Consider the following 15,535-nt stretch of genomic DNA (forward strand, 5'->3'; position numbering starts at 1 on the left):
TCACCGGATGGGGGAGTGACGTCGTTGTGCCCGCGTACGAGGGGTGCGGGCACCGCGACGCGCACGGCGGACGCGTGCCGCCGACCGGTCGGTCCCCGGGCGTCCAGCCCGGGGACCCCCGCCGGTGATCAGCGCGCGGCGAGCCGCACCGCGAAGCGGAACTCCCGCGGCAGCAGGTGGTACTCCGGCAACGGGCCCGGGCCGCAGGACTGGCTGCCCATCCCGTGGTGCGCGTGGTCGAGATGGACCCACACCGTCTCCGAGGGCACCAGGTCGCTGGTGTGGCGCGCCGCGTCCAGATGCTCGGGCGTCCAGCGCCGCGCGGTCAGCGTGAACGGCTCGTCCACGGCGGTCACCCGCAGCGTCGGCGCCCCGTCGGCCGCCAGCTCGGCCCACCTGACGTCCGCCCGTGCGCCGTTCTCCTGGGGGCGCACATACGGGGTCTGTAGCGCGTCCACCGTGGAGCGGTGGCGCCCCAGCGCCGCCGCCTGCCGGGTGTCGGGGTACGCCTCGCCGGGGCCGCCGCCGAACCAGGTGACCGTTCCGTAGGAGGCCGGCAGCCCCAGCCGCAGCCCGACCTTCGGCAGGGTCGCCCGCCAGGGGCCGTCCGGGACCACGGTGACGGTGAGCAGCAGCTCGTCGCCGACGGCCCGCCAGTGGTAGGTGGTGGCCAGGCCGACCTCGGCGGCGGCCGGGGCCACCCGGGAGCGCACCGTCAGCCCCTCCTCGGTCAGTTCGACGCCGTCCAGCCGGTGGCGCATCCGGTCCAGGCCGAGCGCGCGCCAGACCTCCGCGTGGCGCTCGTCGTCCTGCCAGGAGGCGCCCAGGTCGTTGTCGGTCGGCGCCCGCCAGATGTCGAGCCGCGGTGCGTGCGGCACCGCGAGCCCGCCCAGCCGCAGCAGGGCTCCGTCACGCGCGTCGAAGAGCGCCTGCCCCAGCTCGACGCCCTCCCCGGTGCGGCGCGGCGCCGGCCCCGAGACCTCGGGCGCCGGCTCCACCGCCCGTTCGCCGACGGCGCGTTGGGCCCAGGCGACCCGGTGCCCCCGCTCGGCCCAGGCGGTGTCGGCCGCCAGCGCGGCGCGCACGGTCCACACGCCGGTCCCCGGCCGGTCGGTGCCGGGCCGGCTGGGCAGCTCGACCCGGGCGGAGGCGCCGGGAGCGAGCGGCGGCACGGCCAGCGGGCCGCCGGCGACGGACTCGCCCTCGACCTCGTAGACCCACTCGAAGGCGAACGCGTCCAGGTCGGCGAAGTCCTGGTCGTTGGTCACCTCCACCACGCCGGTGACCGGGTCGATCTCCATCAGCACCGGCTCGATGACCTTGCGGAACTCCAGCAGCCCGGGCGAGGGCGTGCGGTCGGGGAAGAGCAGCCCGTCGCAGACGAAGTTGCCGTCGTGCAGCTCCTCGCCGAAGTCGCCGCCGTACCCGAAGTAGGCGACGCCGTCCGCGGTGGTCTTCGGGAAGCCGTGGTCGATCCACTCCCACACGAAGCCGCCCTGGCAGCGCTCGTGCTCCCGGAAGAGCCGCTGGTACTCGGCGAGCCCGCCGGGCCCGTTGCCCATCGCGTGCGCGTACTCGCACAGCAGGAACGGGGAGGAGCGGCGGTGCGCGTCCAGCTCCGGGTCCTCCAGCGGCTCCTCCTCGCGGCGGCCGATCAGCTCGACCTCGGCGTGCGGGGCGTACATCCGGGAGTAGAAGTCGCTGTCCCTGGAGGTCGGGTCGTTCTCGTAGTGGACGGCGCGCTCCGGGTCGCGTTCCCGGATCCAGCGGGACATCGCGCCCAGGCCCTCGCCGGCCCCGCACTCGTTGCCCAGCGACCAGATCACCACCGAGGGGCGGTTCTTGTCGCGCTCCACCATCCGGCGGGCGCGGTCCACCAGGGCGGGGGTGAACCGCTCGTCGGCCACGGGGTTGCCGCGCCAGTCCTCGAAGTCGCAGAAGCCGTGGGTCTCCAGGTCGCACTCGTCGATGACCCACAACCCCAGCTCGTCGCAGAGCTGGAGGAAGGCCGGGTGCGGCGGGTAGTGGCTGGTGCGGACGGCGTTGATGTTGTTCCGCTTCATCAGCAGCACGTCCTCGCGCATGGTGGCGAGATCGAGCGCGCGCCCGCGCTCGGGGTGGAACTCGTGCCGGTTGACGCCGCGGAAGAGCACCCGGCGGCCGTTGACCTTGAACAGCCCGTCCTCGATCGCCACGGTGCGGAAGCCGATCCGCAGCTCGACGCGTTCGCCCTCGGTGACCAGCTCGCCCGTGTAGAGCCGGGGCGTCTCCGCCGTCCAGGGCTCGACCGGCACCCGCGCCTCCTCGCCGGTGGCCAGGTCCAGGCCCAGCTCCGGCACGCGCACCCGGCCGGCGGGGGAGGACTCCACGCGCAGCACGCCCTCGCCCGTGGTGTGGTCGAAGCCGGCGTGCACGAAGTGGTCCTCGACCGCGCCCGCCGGGCGGTGCAGCAGGTTGACCTCGCGGAAGATGCCGGGCAGCCACCACATGTCCTGGTCCTCCAGGTAGCTGCCGGCGGACCACTGGTGCACCCGGACGGCCAGCACGTTCCCGGCGCGGCGCAGCAGCCCGCCGACGGCGAACTCGTGCGGCAGCCGGCTGCCCTGGAAGACGCCCAGCTCCTGCCCGTTGAGCCAGACCCGGGCGCAGGACTCGACGCCGTCGAAGCGCAGCACGCTCTCGCCGTCCTCGGGCCACCCCTCCGGCAGGTCGAAGACGCGGCGGTGGTCGCCGGTTGGGTTCTCCGTCGGCACCCGGGGCGGGTCGACGGGGAAGGGGTAGCGCACGTTGGTGTAGGCGGGCGCGCCGTGGCCCTGGAGCACCCAGTGGCCGGGGACGGTCAACGGGTGCCAGCCGGCCGCCGCCTCGGCGTGGAAGCCCTCGGCGGTGGCGAAGTCGGTGTCCGCGCCTTCGGCGGTGTCGGAGAGCCGGAAGTCCCAGGTGCCGTCGAGGGAGAGCCGGGCCGCGTCGGAGGTCGGCTGCCAGGCGCGCGGCGGAAGGTCGCCGTGGCCGGGGGAGAAGTCCTCGTAGTAGGGGAGCGGTGCGTCCTCGGGCCGATTCCGCATGTGTCTCCTCGCGTCCGCGACGACCCAGCCCGTCGCATGTTGATATGTGTGCCGTGCTGTTGGATGACGCTAGAACGCGGAGAGTCGTCTCGACAACCCCCGTCGGGTAAGCGCTTCCTGCGCCCGCCGTCTGCGCTCTTGCCTCCCACCCCCGCGCGGGTCCGCCACCCGGACGGCCACCGACGGCGCCCCCGGGGCGCGTTGCCCGGCGCCGTCACCGCTCGTTGGGCAGGGCGCTCGGCCAATCCACTTGGCATGGACAGGATTTGGGTGGGGTAAGCCCTGGGGCACCACCCGTCCCCCCACGGAACATTCGGGAGGTTCCATGAACGTACGCCGCTGTCTGGCCACGGTCGCCACCGCGGTCGCCGTGCTCGGCGTCACCGCACTCACCCCCACCTCGGCCCAGGCGGACGCGTCCCCCACCGCGGCCGTCGAGTACGTGGCCGTGGGCGACTCCTACTCCTCCGGCGTCGGCGCCGGCTCCTACGACGACGCCAGCGGCGACTGCCGCCGCAGCACCGTCGCCTACCCGGAGCTGTGGGCGGACGCCAACGGCCCGTCCTCGTTCGCGTTCACCGCCTGCTCGGGGGCGGTGACCACGGACGTCATCAACGACCAGCTCGGGCCGTTGAGCGCCTCCACCACCCTGGTCAGCGTCAGCGTCGGCGGCAACGACGCGGGCTTCGCCGACACCATGCAGGTCTGCGTGCTCCAGGGCACCGACGCCTGCGTGGCCGCCGTCGCCGAGGCCAACGGCTACATCAGCGACACCCTGCCCGGACGCCTGGACGCCGCCTACGGGGCGATCAGCGCCGCGGCGCCCAACGCGCAGGTCGTGGTGCTCGGTTACCCGCGGATGTACGAGCTGGACGGCGGCTGCGCCCTCGGCATCAGCGAGGAGGCCCGGGCCGCCATCAACAGCGCGTCCGACAACCTCAGCGCCGTGACCGGCGACCGCGCCGCCGCCCACGGCTTCACCTACGGCGACGTCAGGTCGGCGTTCACCGGCCACGAGATCTGCTCGGACGACGAGTGGCTGCACAGCGTCACCGTGCCGGTGGGCGACTCCTACCACCCGACGGCGGCCGGCCAGTCCGGCGGCTACTACGCCGTCTTCGAGTCGCTGGCCTGAGCCTCGACTCCCGGCGCCTCGGCCGCCGTTCGGGACAGCTCCCGGGCGGCGGCCAGCGCCGTCACCGGGTCCTTCTCCCCGGGCCCCGCCGGCCACCAGCGGCCCCGCTCCTTGCGGTAGGGCCACCACCGCCCCGCGCCGTGCCGCAGCTGCACCTCGCCGCCCTCGACCGTCCACCGGCCGCCGCCCGCGCGCGGCGCCGCCCGTTCACCCGCCTCCGCGAGGGCGCGCGCCAACTCCTCCTCGGCGCGCGGATCGGGCTCGGCGCCCGGCGCCTCCAGCACGGCGAGCGCCGGCGCGCCACCGGCCCGCCAGGCGCGCACCGCCATGGCCAGCTCCACCCCGCGCCGCCCGCAGCCGGCCGCCAACCGGCGGCTCACCGCGGCCGGCGGCTCGCCGCCCGCCGCCAGCCGCACCGCGTCCTCCCACAGCCCGGGCTCGGGCTCCGGCGCGCGCGGGGCGTGCCCCGGCGCCAGCGCCAGTGCCAGCAGCCGGTGCGCGCGCCGCGCGGCGTCGGCGGCCAGGAACTCCAGCGCGCCCGCGTCCAGTTCGCCCCGGTCGTCGGGGAGCAGCCCCGGCACAGGACCCGGCCGGTCCACCGCCGGCGGCGGCCCCGGCAGCGCGGAGACCTCCCGCGCGTACGCCTCGGCGGCCGGCACCCCGGCCGGGCCCGTCGGGGCCGCGGCCGGGCGGGTCGAGCGCCGGCGCAGCCGCGCCAGCAGCTCCTCCCGCCCCACCCCGCGCAGCAGCAGCAACAGGAACGGGTCCTCGTCCAACAGCCGCGCCGTCTGGTAGCACAGGGCCGCCGTGTGCACGCAGTGGTCCCACTCGTCGCACTCGCACGTCGGCTCCAACTCCCCTATCCCCGGCAGCAGATCGACCCCGGCGGCCGAAGCGTCCGCGACCAGCGCCGGCGGCAGCTCCGCGTCCAGCAGCGCCGCCAGATGCCCGGCCTCCCGCGCGGCCGTCTCCAGCAGCCGCTCCCACTCCGCCTCGTCCAGCCGCCGCAGCAGCACGTCCGCCCGGCGCGCCTCGCCGCGTCCCGTCCGCACCACCGACGTCAACCGCCCCGGCCGCACCGACACCGCGCCGACCGCGCCGGCCCGCGCGTGCCGCCGGCCCTGCCGCAGCCGTTCGCCGTCCAGCGCGCCGTCCTCCAGCGCGCTCAGCCAGGCACGCCCCCACCAGGTCTCCGCGAACCCACGGCCCCGCGCCGGCGGCAGCGGCGCCAGCACCCTCTCCTCGCTCATCGCTCGCCCCTCTGCTCCCGCGTCCCCTGCTCCGTCCCGCCGGCCGGCTCCCGGCGCAGCGTCACCAACTCCGTCAGCGCCGCGTCGTCCAGCTCGGTCAACGCGGCCTCGCCGCCGCCCAGCACCGCGTCCGCCAGCGCCTGCTTGCGCCGCAGCAGCGCGGCGATCCGGTCCTCGACGGTGCCCTCGGCGATCAGCCGGTGGACCTGCACCGGCTTGTCCTGCCCGATCCGATAGGCCCGGTCGGTCGCCTGCGCCTCCACGGCCGGGTTCCACCAGCGGTCGAAGTGGATCACGTGCTCCGCCCTGGTCAGGTTGAGCCCGGTGCCGGCGGCCCGCAGCGACAGCAGGAAGACCGGGGCCTCACCCGCCGAGAACCGCCGGACGAGCTCCTCCCGGCGCGCCACCGGAGTCCCGCCGTGCAGCAGCAGGCTGGCCACGCCGCGTTCGGCCAGCCGCGCCTCCAGCAGCCGCGCCATCCGCACGTACTGGGTGAAGACCAGCGCGCTGGAGCCGGCCGCCACCACGTTCTCCACCAACTCCTCGAACGCCTCCAACTTGCCGGACCTGCCGACGAGTCGCGGCTCCTCCTCCTTGAGGTACTGCGCCGGGTGGTCGCAGATCTGCTTGAGCGAGGTCAGCAGCCGCAGCACCAGCCCCCGCCGCGCGACGCCCGCGCTGCCGCGCACCTCGGCCAGCCCCTCGCGCACCACCGCCTCGTACAGCCCCGCCTGTTCCGCGGTGAGGGTGACGGCCCGGTCGGTCTCGGTCTTCGGCGGCAGCTCGGGGGCGATCCCCGGGTCGGACTTCCGCCGCCGCAGCAGAAACGGCCGCACCAGCCGCGCCAGCCGCTCGGCCGCGGCCGGGTCCCCGCCGTCCTCCGCCGCGTCGGCGTACCGCCGGCGGAAGGCCGTCAACGGGCCCAGCAGCCCCGGAGTCGTCCAGTCGAGGATGGCCCACAGCTCGGAGAGGTTGTTCTCCACCGGGGTGCCGGTCAGCGCGACCCTGGCGGCGGCCGGAACGGTGCGCAGCTGCCGGGCCGTGGCGGAGAACGCGTTCTTCACGTGCTGCGCCTCGTCCGCGACCAGCAGCGACCACTCCACCTCGGCCAGCCGCCCGGCGTCCCGCCGCATGGTGCCGTAGGTGGTCAGCACGAACGCGCCGGGCGCCAGCTCCGACAGCTCACGTTCGCTGCCGTGGAAGCGCCGCACCGGGGTGGAGGGCGCGAACTTCTCGACTTCCCGCTGCCAGTTGCCCAGTAGCGAGGCGGGCGCCACCACCAGCGTCGGCCCCGCGGTCGCGGGCGTGCGCTGCCGGTGCAGATGGAGGGCGATCAGCGTGACCGTCTTGCCGAGCCCCATGTCGTCCGCGAGGCAGGCGCCCAGCCCGAGCGAGGTCATCCGGTCCAGCCAGTCGAGGCCGCGCCGCTGGTAGTCGCGGAGTGTGGCGCGCAGCTCGGGTGGCGGCGGAACGGGCTCGCCCGCCGCGTGCTCCGGGTCGGCGAGCCGGTCCCGCAGCGTCGCGAGCCAGCCGGTGGCCTCGGTGGCGACCGCTTCCCCCGCCGCCTCCGTCCGCCCGGTCAGCACGGCGCCCAGCGCCTGGCCGACCGTCATCTTGCCGTCCTGCCGTCCCCGCGCCCGGCGCAGCTCCTCGGGGGCGAGCAGTACCCACTGGTCGCGCAGCCGCACCAGCGGGCGTCCCGCCTCGGCCAGCCGTTCCAACTCGGCGCGCGTCAGGGGTGTCTCACCCACCGCGAACCGCCACTCGAAGGACAGCAACGCGTCCGGGTTCAACAGCCCCGGCACCCGACCGCCCCCCTCACCGTCCGCGCCGGGGTCGGGCCCCACCACCGCCCTGGCGGTGAGGGAACGCGCCAACTCCCGTGGCCAGTGCACCCGCAGCCCCGCCGCCCGCAGCGCGTCGGAGGTGGCCTCGCCCAGCAGCTGGCCGATCTCCTCGTCCGCCAGCTCCACCGCGTCCGGCACGCGCGCGGTCAGCAGCGGCGAGAGCGCCTCCCAGGCGGCAGCCGCACGCCGCAGGGTCAGCAACGCGTCCCGCCGCGCGCCGGGACCGAAGTGCTCAGCGCCGGGGCCGCTCTCGGCCCACAGCGCGGACGCGTCCACGACCACCGAGGGGTCGGACAGACTGTGCGCCTGGAGCACCGCGCGAAACCGCGCCTCGCCGGGGCCGGCGTCCGCGGCAGGGGCCTGGAGCTCCACCCGCAGCGAGAGCCCGACCCCGGCGTCGTGGCCGGCCGCCACCTCGCCGGCCCACGCGCGCCGTTCGGGCACCCGGACCGGCTCCCGCGCGGCGAACGCGGGGGAGCCGGCGGCCAGCGCCGCCGCGGGGGTGCGCGGCAGGCCGTCGGCGACGGCGTCGAGGAACGCCCGCAGCACCGTCGCCGGCGGCGGCAGCAACGGCCCACCGTCCGCGTCCGGTTCGGGCAGCGGAACGGCGTGCGCCTGCGGCGGCATCGCCTCGGCCAGCGCGCGCAGCCGCTCGGCGTCGGCCGCCTCCAGCGGCCCGAGCCGCCACGCGTCGTGGTCACCGGCGGTCACACCGGGCAGCAGCCGTCCGCGCGCGGCGAGTTGGAGCGCGAGCACGGCGGCGGCACCCCAGAAGCGGGCCGCCGGCGTGGCGGTTCGCGCGGCCCGTGCCCTGGTCAGCGCCGGGAGCGCGGCGCCGACGGGCAGCACGACCGCGGGAACGGAGCCCACCCCGACCGCTCCGTCGGAGGTGGGGAGCGCCACCGTCACCTCCTCTACGGGCAGCCCCGGCACCTCGGGCGCCGAGCCGTCGGGAGACCAGAAGGCGACCCGGGAGAGTCGAGGGGGATCGGCCGGCAGCACCGTGGCGGCCAGCTCCAGCAGGGCGACGACCTGCGACGGGGTCGGCGGGCTCGCTGACACACGGCTCCTCAAATTTGACTAGTCGGCGGGCGACGGCCGAGGGTACCTCAACGAGAGGGGCGACCGGAAACGCGAAAGAAGGCGCAAAACGGGCCCGATCCGCTCCGAGGGGTGTCACTGGGTACACCCCCACTCGGGGGGTTGCGGCCATAGTGACCCACCGTGAGCAACTCCTAGGCTGAGCGCATCATCCCTCACTCGTACCGGAGTCCCCATGCCTCAGCCCACCGCCGTCGTGCCACCGTCGCGTTCGGCGCCGCCCTCGGCCACGCCCGACGCCGGCGAGTTCACCCCGTTGTCGCGGCAGGTCAAGGCAGAGCGGCTCCTGGAGCGTCGACTCGGCTGGTACGCCGTTCACCTCGGCGTCAACGCCCTGGCGCTCGCGCTGGTGATCACCGCCGTGCTGCTCTCCGGCGACTCGTGGTGGACCGTCCTGCTGGCCGTGCCCCTGGCCCTCTTCTCCACCCGCACGGCCTTCATCGGGCATGACGCCGGGCACTCGCAGATCGCCACCAGCCGCAAGGTGAACCGGCGGCTGGGGCTGTTCCACGGCAACCTCCTGCTGGGCATGAGCTCCGCCTGGTGGAACGACAAGCACAACCGCCACCACGCCAACCCCAACCACATCGACAAGGACCCCGACGTCGGCGAGGGCGTCCTCGTGTGGACCGAGGGGCAGGCGGAGAAGCGCACCGGCTTCGCCCAGTGGCTCACCCGCAACCAGGCCAGGCTCTTCTTCCCGCTGCTGCTGCTCGAAGGCATCGCGCTGAAGGTCTCCAGCGTCCAGATGGTCGCCTCCCGCGAGGGCTGGGAGGGCCGGGGCCGCGCCCGCGCCGTGGAGGCCTCGCTGCTGGTCGTCCACTTCGTCGCCTACGTCGCCCTGCTGGTCACCGCCATGGGCCCCGGCAAGGCGGTGGTCTTCGCCCTGATCCACCACATGCTCTTCGGCCTGCACCTGGGCGCGGTCTTCGCGCCCAACCACAAGGGCATGGAGATGCCCGACCCCGACGTCCGCTGGGGCCACCTGCGCAAGCAGGTCCTGACCTCGCGGAACGTGCGCGGCGGCCCGTTCACCGACTGGATGATGGGCGGGCTCAACTACCAGATCGAGCACCACCTCTTCCCGAACATGCCGCGCTCCAACCTGCGCAAGGCCCAGCCGCTGGTCCGCGACTACTGCCGCTCCATCGGTGTCTCCTACGCCGAGACCAGCCTGATGGACTCCTACCGACAGGCGCTCACCCACATGCACGGCGTCGGCGCCGACCTGCGGGCCGAGCGTCGCGCCGCGCGGCGGGGCCAGAGCGAGAAGGGCTGACCGCCGCCGGGCGGTGAGGGACGCACGCGAAGGTGCCCCGGCGCGGCCGGGGCACCTTCGCGTGGAACGGTGGACACTGGAGAGACGTTGACACAGTGCCGCGGCGACCCTCGCCGTGGCGAGGAGGTGCTGACCATGAGTCGAGGTGCGAAGGTCGCGATCGGCGCGCTGGGCGCCGGGGTGGTTCTCTGGTGGCTGACCAGTTTCTGGATCGCGCTGCTGGTGATGGTGGGTGTACCGGTCGGCGCGTACTTCCTGCTGGACTCCTCGCAGCGCACCCGCCTGCGCCGGGCCGGCCGCAAGGAACTGGGCCGCTGAGCCCCTCCGGGGGCGATTCGGCACGCTTCCGCGCTCGACCGTTCGATGTTCGGTCGGTGGTCGTTCCCGCTGCCGGCCCGGGCCCGTGCCGGGGGCGCGGGGAACGGCGCGGGCAACTACCCGCCACACTCCCGCGCTCGACCGCCCACCGCTCCACGTCCACACGGCGTCCACACGGCGGTCATCCCGAGCCAGGCCGGCAGGCCAACATCGCTTTGTCGACCTTCCCCGCCCATTTTTCGCGGCGATTTCCCGACGTTTTCCCGCCGCCTTTCCGTCACGCTCACCCGGGGCCCCGACCGCGCGGCCGGGGCCGGCCGCCGCGTTCACAGGCCTCTTCGAGTCGGTGGGTGCCCCGCCCCTGCCCTCCGGGGCGTGAAAGCGGTACGGTCCCTTCCGGATGGCGGTGGGGGGTAGACGGTTGCTCACAACCGCTTGCTGGGGAAGGCTGACTTCGCAGTCGCCTTACGAGAAGGGGGAGCTGGGGATGGCACTGAGCACCACGCTCGACTGGCTGCTGGACGACCTGGCGCAGCGGCTACCGCGTGTGCGGCATGTGCTGCTGCTGTCGAGCGATGGGCTGGTGACCTCGGTGAGTCGAGGGCTCCGGCGCAGCAGCGCGGAGCATCTCGCCGCCGTCGCCTCCGGGTTGCACAGTCTGGCCAAGGGGGTCGGGGATCACTTCAGCTGCGGCGATGTCCGGCAGACGATGATCGAGTTCGACGACGGGGTGCTCTTTGTGACCTCCGCCGGCGACGGCAGCTGTCTGTGCGTTCTGACCGGGCCCGACGCCGATGTCGGGCAGGTCGGCTACGAGATGACGCTGCTGGTCAACAAGGTGGGCGAGCACATGGGGCTGGCCGCGCGAGAGGCACTGTAGCCGGAAGACGCCGACGCGGTGCCGCACCGCGAGGTCTCGGTTACTCAGAGTTGCGTCGACGGGGCGGCCGGGGGTAGAGTCACTACCGACAGTGAGTAGTTGCCTGCTGGAGGTAGTCATGCGTCTCTGGAACCCCGCCCCCTTCGCTCTCACACCCTCGCGGCTCTCGCCGAGCTCCCCGGTGCTGTCCTCCGTCGAGACACGCGGCCCGGCCCGCGCGGCGGCGATCACCACCCGTGGCGTCGGCCGCGCCCATCTGACCCGGCGTGCCCCCGGTGCGGCGCCGCCGACCGGCGAGGGCGGTGCCCCGCCGGGGAGGACGGTGGCGGGCCGCGCGACCCTCGCGACCGCCTCGGCGCGGGGCGCCACCGCCGTCAGAAGCCGTCAGCGGCCCGGCGCGGCCCGGCTGTTCGACCATCCTCTGATCACCCGTGTCCCGGCGACGGCCCGTTCCGGCGTCGCCGAGGACCTGGCGCGGCACAGGCGGCTGGTGCGCCACCGGCCGTGGCGCGCCCCGGGCGGCCTGGCGGCGCCCGCCCGCCGTCTCGGGCGGTGGGAGCGTGCCGCGCCCCCGGCGCGCCGGAGGGCCAGGGGAGCGCCACGGCCGCCGATGGGGCGGCGGCTCCCGCGCCACCCGGTGAGCACCGCGGTCGGCGCCGAGCTGCTCGGCATCAGCACCGCTCGCTTCTCCCGTCTGGCCAGGGGCGGTTGCTTCAGCCCCTGTGAGTTCCTGCTCACCGAGCACGGCGTGATCGCCTGGCGCTATCCGCCCGTCGAGCTGCTGCGCCTGGCGCGCCGCCGCCCCGCCCTGCTGACCGGTGCCCTGCCCGAGGGGCTGCGCCACACACTCAGCAGGGGACACGACTGGCGCCCGCGCCGATGGCGGGCCCGACGCACCGGGACGCTCGTCGGGCAGGCGGCGGGCCCCTGGGAGGCGGCGGCGGTCCCCGCGGCGGTGCTGCCGCTCGGCGTCCTGCGTGAGGCGGTGCCCGACCCGGCCGAGCGGGCGGCGCTCAGCCGGCTGCGCCCGCCCCTGGTCGCGGCCCGGCTCGCGGCCGGCCCGTGGCGCACGGTGCGGCGGCTGCTCACCGCGCACGACCCGGAGGAGTCCGGCTGGTACCGGGAGCAGCTGGCGGTCGCGCTCCGCCTCGCCCGTCAGGAGCCGCCGCCCGCCGTCACAGCGCCCCGACGTCGATCACCTTGAGCACGGCGCGCCCCTCGGAGTCCGATGCCGTGAGGTCCACCTCGGCCGAGATGCCCCAGTCGTGGTCGCCCGCCGGGTCGGCGAAGGTCTGCCGCACCCGCCACAGCCCGTCCTCCGGGTGCTCCTCGATCGCCAGCAGCCGCGGCCCCCTGGCGTCCGGGCCGGTGCCCAGCTCGTCGTACTCGTCCCAGTAGCCCTCCAGCGCGGTGCGCCACGCCTCGGCGTTCCAACCGTCGTCCCCGTCCAGCTCCCCGAGCTCCGTGTAGCGGTCCAGCGCCGCCAGCTCCACCCGGCGGAACATCGCGTTCCGCACCAGCACCCGGAAGGCCCGCGCGTTGGCCGTCACCGGCCGCACCTGGTCCGCCCGCTCCCGCGCCTCGTCGGCCTCCTCCGTCTCCGGGTTGGCCAGCTGTTCCCACTCGTCCAACAGACTGGAGTCCACCTGACGCACCAACTCGCCCAGCCACGCCGTGATGTCCTGGAAGTCCTCCGACTTCCGGTCCTCGGGCACGGTGTGCTCCAGCGCCTTGTAGGCGCTCGCCAGATACCGCAGCACGATGCCCTCGGTCCTGGCCAGCTCGTAGAGCGACACGAACTCGGAGAAGGTCATCGCGCGTTCGTACATGTCGCGGACGACCGACTTCGGCGACAGCGGGTGGTCGCCGACCCAGGGGTGGCTCCCGCGGTACAGGTCGAAGGCGTGGAAGAGCAGCTCGTCCAGGGGGCGGGGATAGCTGATGTCCATCAGCCGCTCCATCCGCTCCTCGTACTCGATCCCCTCGGCCTTCATCGCGGCCACGGCCTCGCCCCGAGCCTTGTTCTGCTGGGCGGCCAGGATCTGCCGGGGATCGTCCAGCGTGGCCTCGACCACCGAGACCATGTCCAACGCGTAGGAGGGAGACTCGGGATCAAGCAGTTCGAACGCCGCCAGCGCGAACGTCGACAGCGGTTGGTTGAGCGCGAAGTCCGCCTGGAGGTCCACCGTCAGCCGCACCGTGCGCCCCTGCGCGTCCGGTTCCGGCAGCCGCTCCACGATCCCGCCGTCGAGCAGCGACCGGAAGATCGCGACGGCCCGCCGGATGTGGCGCAGTTGCTGCCTGCGCGGCTCGTGGTTGTCCTCCAGCAGCCGCCGCATCGCCGCGAACGGGTCGCCCGGCCTCGCGATCACCGCCAGCAGCATCGCGTGGGTCACGCGGAAGCGCGACGTCAACGGCTCGGGGTCGGCCGCGATCAGCTTCTCGAAGGTCTGCTCGCTCCAGTTGACGAAGCCCTCGGGAGCCTTCTTGCGCACCACCTTGCGGCGCTTCTTCGGGTCGTCGCCGGCCTTGGCCAACGCCTTCTCGTTCTCCACCACATGCTCGGGCGCCTGCGCCACCACGAAGCCGGACGTGTCGTAGCCGGCGCGTCCGGCGCGCCCCGCGATCTGGTGGAACTCCCGCGCCCGCAGCACCCGCACCCGGCTGCCGTCGTACTTGGTGAGCGCCGTGAACAGCACCGTCCTGATGGGGACGTTGACGCCGACGCCGAGGGTGTCGGTGCCGCAGATCACCTTCAGCAGACCGGCCTGCGCCAGCTTCTCGACCAGCCGCCGGTACTTGGGCAGCATTCCCGCGTGGTGCACCCCGATGCCGTGCCGGACATAGCGCGACAGGTTCCGGCCGAAGCGCGTGGTGAAGCGGAAGTTGCCGATCAGCGAGGCGATCTCGTCCTTCTCGGCCCGGGTGCACATGTTGATGCTCATCAACGCCTGCGCCCGCTCCACCGCCTGGGCCTGTGTGAAGTGCACGATGTAGACGGGCGCCTGACGGGTCTCCAACAGCTCCGTCAGCGTCTCCGTCAGCCCCGTCGTCCGGTACTCGTAGCTCAGCGGCACCGGCCTGGTCGTCGAGCGGACCACGGCCGTCGACCGCCCGGTGCGCCGCCTCAGGTCCTCCTCGAAGCGCGTCATGTCGCCGAGCGTCGCCGACATCAGGACGAACTGCGCCTGCGGCAGCTCCAGCAGCGGAATCTGCCAGGCCCAGCCCCGGTCCGGCTCCGCGTAGAAGTGGAACTCGTCCATCACCACCTGGCCGACGTCCGCCCGCGCCCCGTCCCGCAGCGCGATCGACGCCAGCACCTCCGCGGTGCAGCAGATCACGGGGGCGTCCGCGTTGACGGAGGCGTCGCCGGTGAGCATCCCGACGTTCTCCGTACCGAAGAGCTTGCACAGCTCGAAGAACTTCTCCGACACCAGCGCCTTGATCGGCGCCGTGTAGAAGGTCACCTCGTCCCTTGCCAGCGCCGCGAAGTGGGCCCCCGCCGCCACCAGCGACTTTCCCGATCCCGTGGGCGTGGAGAGGATCACGTTGGCCCCGGAGACCACCTCGATCAGTGCCTCCTCCTGGGCGGGGTAGAGGGTGATCCCCCGCTCGTCCGCCCACGACGAGAACGCGTCGAAGAGGGCATCGGGGTCACTGTTCTGCGGCATCTGATCGATAAGGGTCACCGTCCCATACTGCCCGCACCACCCGCCCCCGGCAGAACCGACCGTTCGTCCGAAGATCACATGGCGCTACGCTGGCGGGCCAGACGACGACTCAACGGGGAAGAAAAGGCGGGGGAGTTCAACCATGATGGGACCTGCGCACTCGCTGTCCGGTGCGATGGCCTGGCTGGGTGTGGGGGCCGCCGCTGCCGCCGCCGACCACGCCATGCCCTGGCCGGTGCTGGTGGCCGGCACCCTGATCTGCGCCGGCGCCGCGCTCGCACCCGACCTGGACCACAAGTCGGCCACGATATCCCGCGCCTTCGGCCCCTTCTCCCGCATCCTCGCCGGCGTGATCGACAAGCTCTCCAGCGCCGTCTACAACTCCACCAGGGGCCCACGCGACCGCCGCCGTACCGGCGGCCACCGCACCCTCACCCACACCTGGATCTGGGCCGTCCTGCTGGGCGCGGGCTTCTCCGGCGCCGCCATCCTCTTCGGCCGCTGGGCGGTGCTCTTCACCCTCTTCGTCCACATGGTGCTGGCCGTCGAGGGCCTGCTGTGGCGGATGGCGCGGGTCTCCAGCGACGTGCTGGTCTGGCTGCTGGGCGGCGCGACGGCCTGGATCGTCGCCGGCGTCCTGAACGAGCCGGGCAACGGCTCCAACTGGCTCTTCACCGACGAGCCCTACGCCTGGCTCGGCCTGCCCATCGTATTGGGCGCCATCGTGCACACCCTCGGGGACTCCATCACGATCTCCGGCTGCCCCATGCTCTGGCCGCTGAAGATCTCCGGCCGCCGCTGGTACCCCCTGGGCACCCCGAGCTTCATGCGCTTCCGCGCCGGCGCCTGGGTGGAGAACAAGGTGCTGATGCCCGCGTTCCTCGTCATCGGCGCGGCGAGCGGCGTCGCCGCCGGCCTGCTGATGCCCTGACCCCTCCCACCCACGCCGCCCGCACCACGGGCGAAGGGCCCGGCCCCCGCCGGGGACC

At 74.1% G+C, this 15,535-nt stretch carries 10 protein-coding genes; 6 read left to right on the top strand and 4 right to left on the bottom strand.

Features of this window, described 5'->3' with window-relative positions; all coding sequences use genetic code 11:
- Positions 1 to 128: 128 nt before the first annotated feature.
- Positions 129 to 3,065 (bottom strand): glycoside hydrolase family 2 TIM barrel-domain containing protein, encoded by a 2,937-nt coding sequence (locus tag FH715_RS21985; protein WP_139648019.1) that lies wholly within the window; start codon positions 3,063 to 3,065, stop codon positions 129 to 131.
- Between the two features lie 325 nt (positions 3,066 to 3,390).
- On the opposite strand from FH715_RS21985, the gene FH715_RS21990 reads away from it, so the two are divergent.
- A complete protein-coding gene (locus FH715_RS21990) occupies positions 3,391 to 4,200 on the top strand; it encodes an SGNH/GDSL hydrolase family protein (protein ID WP_139648022.1) in 810 nt (269 codons plus the stop codon).
- On the opposite strand, the gene FH715_RS21995 is transcribed toward FH715_RS21990, so the two are convergent.
- Both FH715_RS21995 and FH715_RS22000 read right to left on the bottom strand, forming a co-directional pair.
- On the bottom strand, positions 4,173 to 5,450 hold the full coding sequence (locus FH715_RS21995) for an SWF or SNF family helicase (RefSeq protein ID WP_139648023.1): 1,278 nt from the start codon (positions 5,448 to 5,450) through the stop codon (positions 4,173 to 4,175). The two genes, FH715_RS21990 and FH715_RS21995, sit on opposite strands and share 28 nt — an antisense overlap.
- A complete protein-coding gene (locus FH715_RS22000) occupies positions 5,447 to 8,359 on the bottom strand; it encodes a DEAD/DEAH box helicase (RefSeq protein ID WP_139648024.1) in 2,913 nt (970 codons plus the stop codon). Before FH715_RS22000 ends, FH715_RS21995 begins: the two co-directional genes overlap by 4 nt.
- Positions 8,360 to 8,573: 214 nt before the next feature.
- On the opposite strand from FH715_RS22000, the gene FH715_RS22005 reads away from it, so the two are divergent.
- The 4 genes from FH715_RS22005 to FH715_RS28350 all read left to right on the top strand — a co-directional run bounded on the left by FH715_RS22005 (position 8,574) and on the right by FH715_RS28350 (position 12,079).
- The gene (locus tag FH715_RS22005; RefSeq protein ID WP_139648026.1) at positions 8,574 to 9,677 is read left to right on the top strand and encodes a fatty acid desaturase family protein; all 1,104 of its coding nucleotides are present in this window, start codon (positions 8,574 to 8,576) and stop codon (positions 9,675 to 9,677) included.
- 135 nt (positions 9,678 to 9,812) lie between these two features.
- Positions 9,813 to 9,995, top strand: a complete 183-nt coding sequence (locus FH715_RS22010) for a hypothetical protein (protein WP_139648029.1) — start codon at positions 9,813 to 9,815, stop codon at positions 9,993 to 9,995.
- Between the two features lie 487 nt (positions 9,996 to 10,482).
- Positions 10,483 to 10,875 carry a roadblock/LC7 domain-containing protein gene (locus FH715_RS22015; RefSeq protein ID WP_139648030.1) on the top strand — a complete coding sequence of 131 codons (393 nt, stop codon included), beginning with the start codon at positions 10,483 to 10,485 and terminating at the stop codon, positions 10,873 to 10,875.
- 118 nt (positions 10,876 to 10,993) lie between these two features.
- A complete protein-coding gene (locus FH715_RS28350) occupies positions 10,994 to 12,079 on the top strand; it encodes a DUF6397 family protein (RefSeq protein ID WP_170184791.1) in 1,086 nt (361 codons plus the stop codon).
- Here the strand turns inward: FH715_RS28350 and FH715_RS22025 are convergent.
- Entirely contained in the window at positions 12,051 to 14,564 is a 2,514-nt protein-coding gene (locus FH715_RS22025) for a DEAD/DEAH box helicase (protein WP_139648032.1), read from the bottom strand. The two genes, FH715_RS28350 and FH715_RS22025, sit on opposite strands and share 29 nt — an antisense overlap.
- A gap of 124 nt (positions 14,565 to 14,688) precedes the next feature.
- Between FH715_RS22025 and FH715_RS22030 the strand changes: the two genes are divergently transcribed.
- Positions 14,689 to 15,477, top strand: coding sequence for a metal-dependent hydrolase (locus FH715_RS22030; protein WP_139648033.1), 789 nt, complete (start codon positions 14,689 to 14,691; stop codon positions 15,475 to 15,477).
- Positions 15,478 to 15,535 lie beyond the last annotated feature (58 nt).

Source organism: Streptomyces sedi (assembly GCF_006335015.1).
Taxonomy (GTDB): Bacteria; Actinomycetota; Actinomycetes; order Streptomycetales; family Streptomycetaceae; genus Streptomyces; species Streptomyces sedi.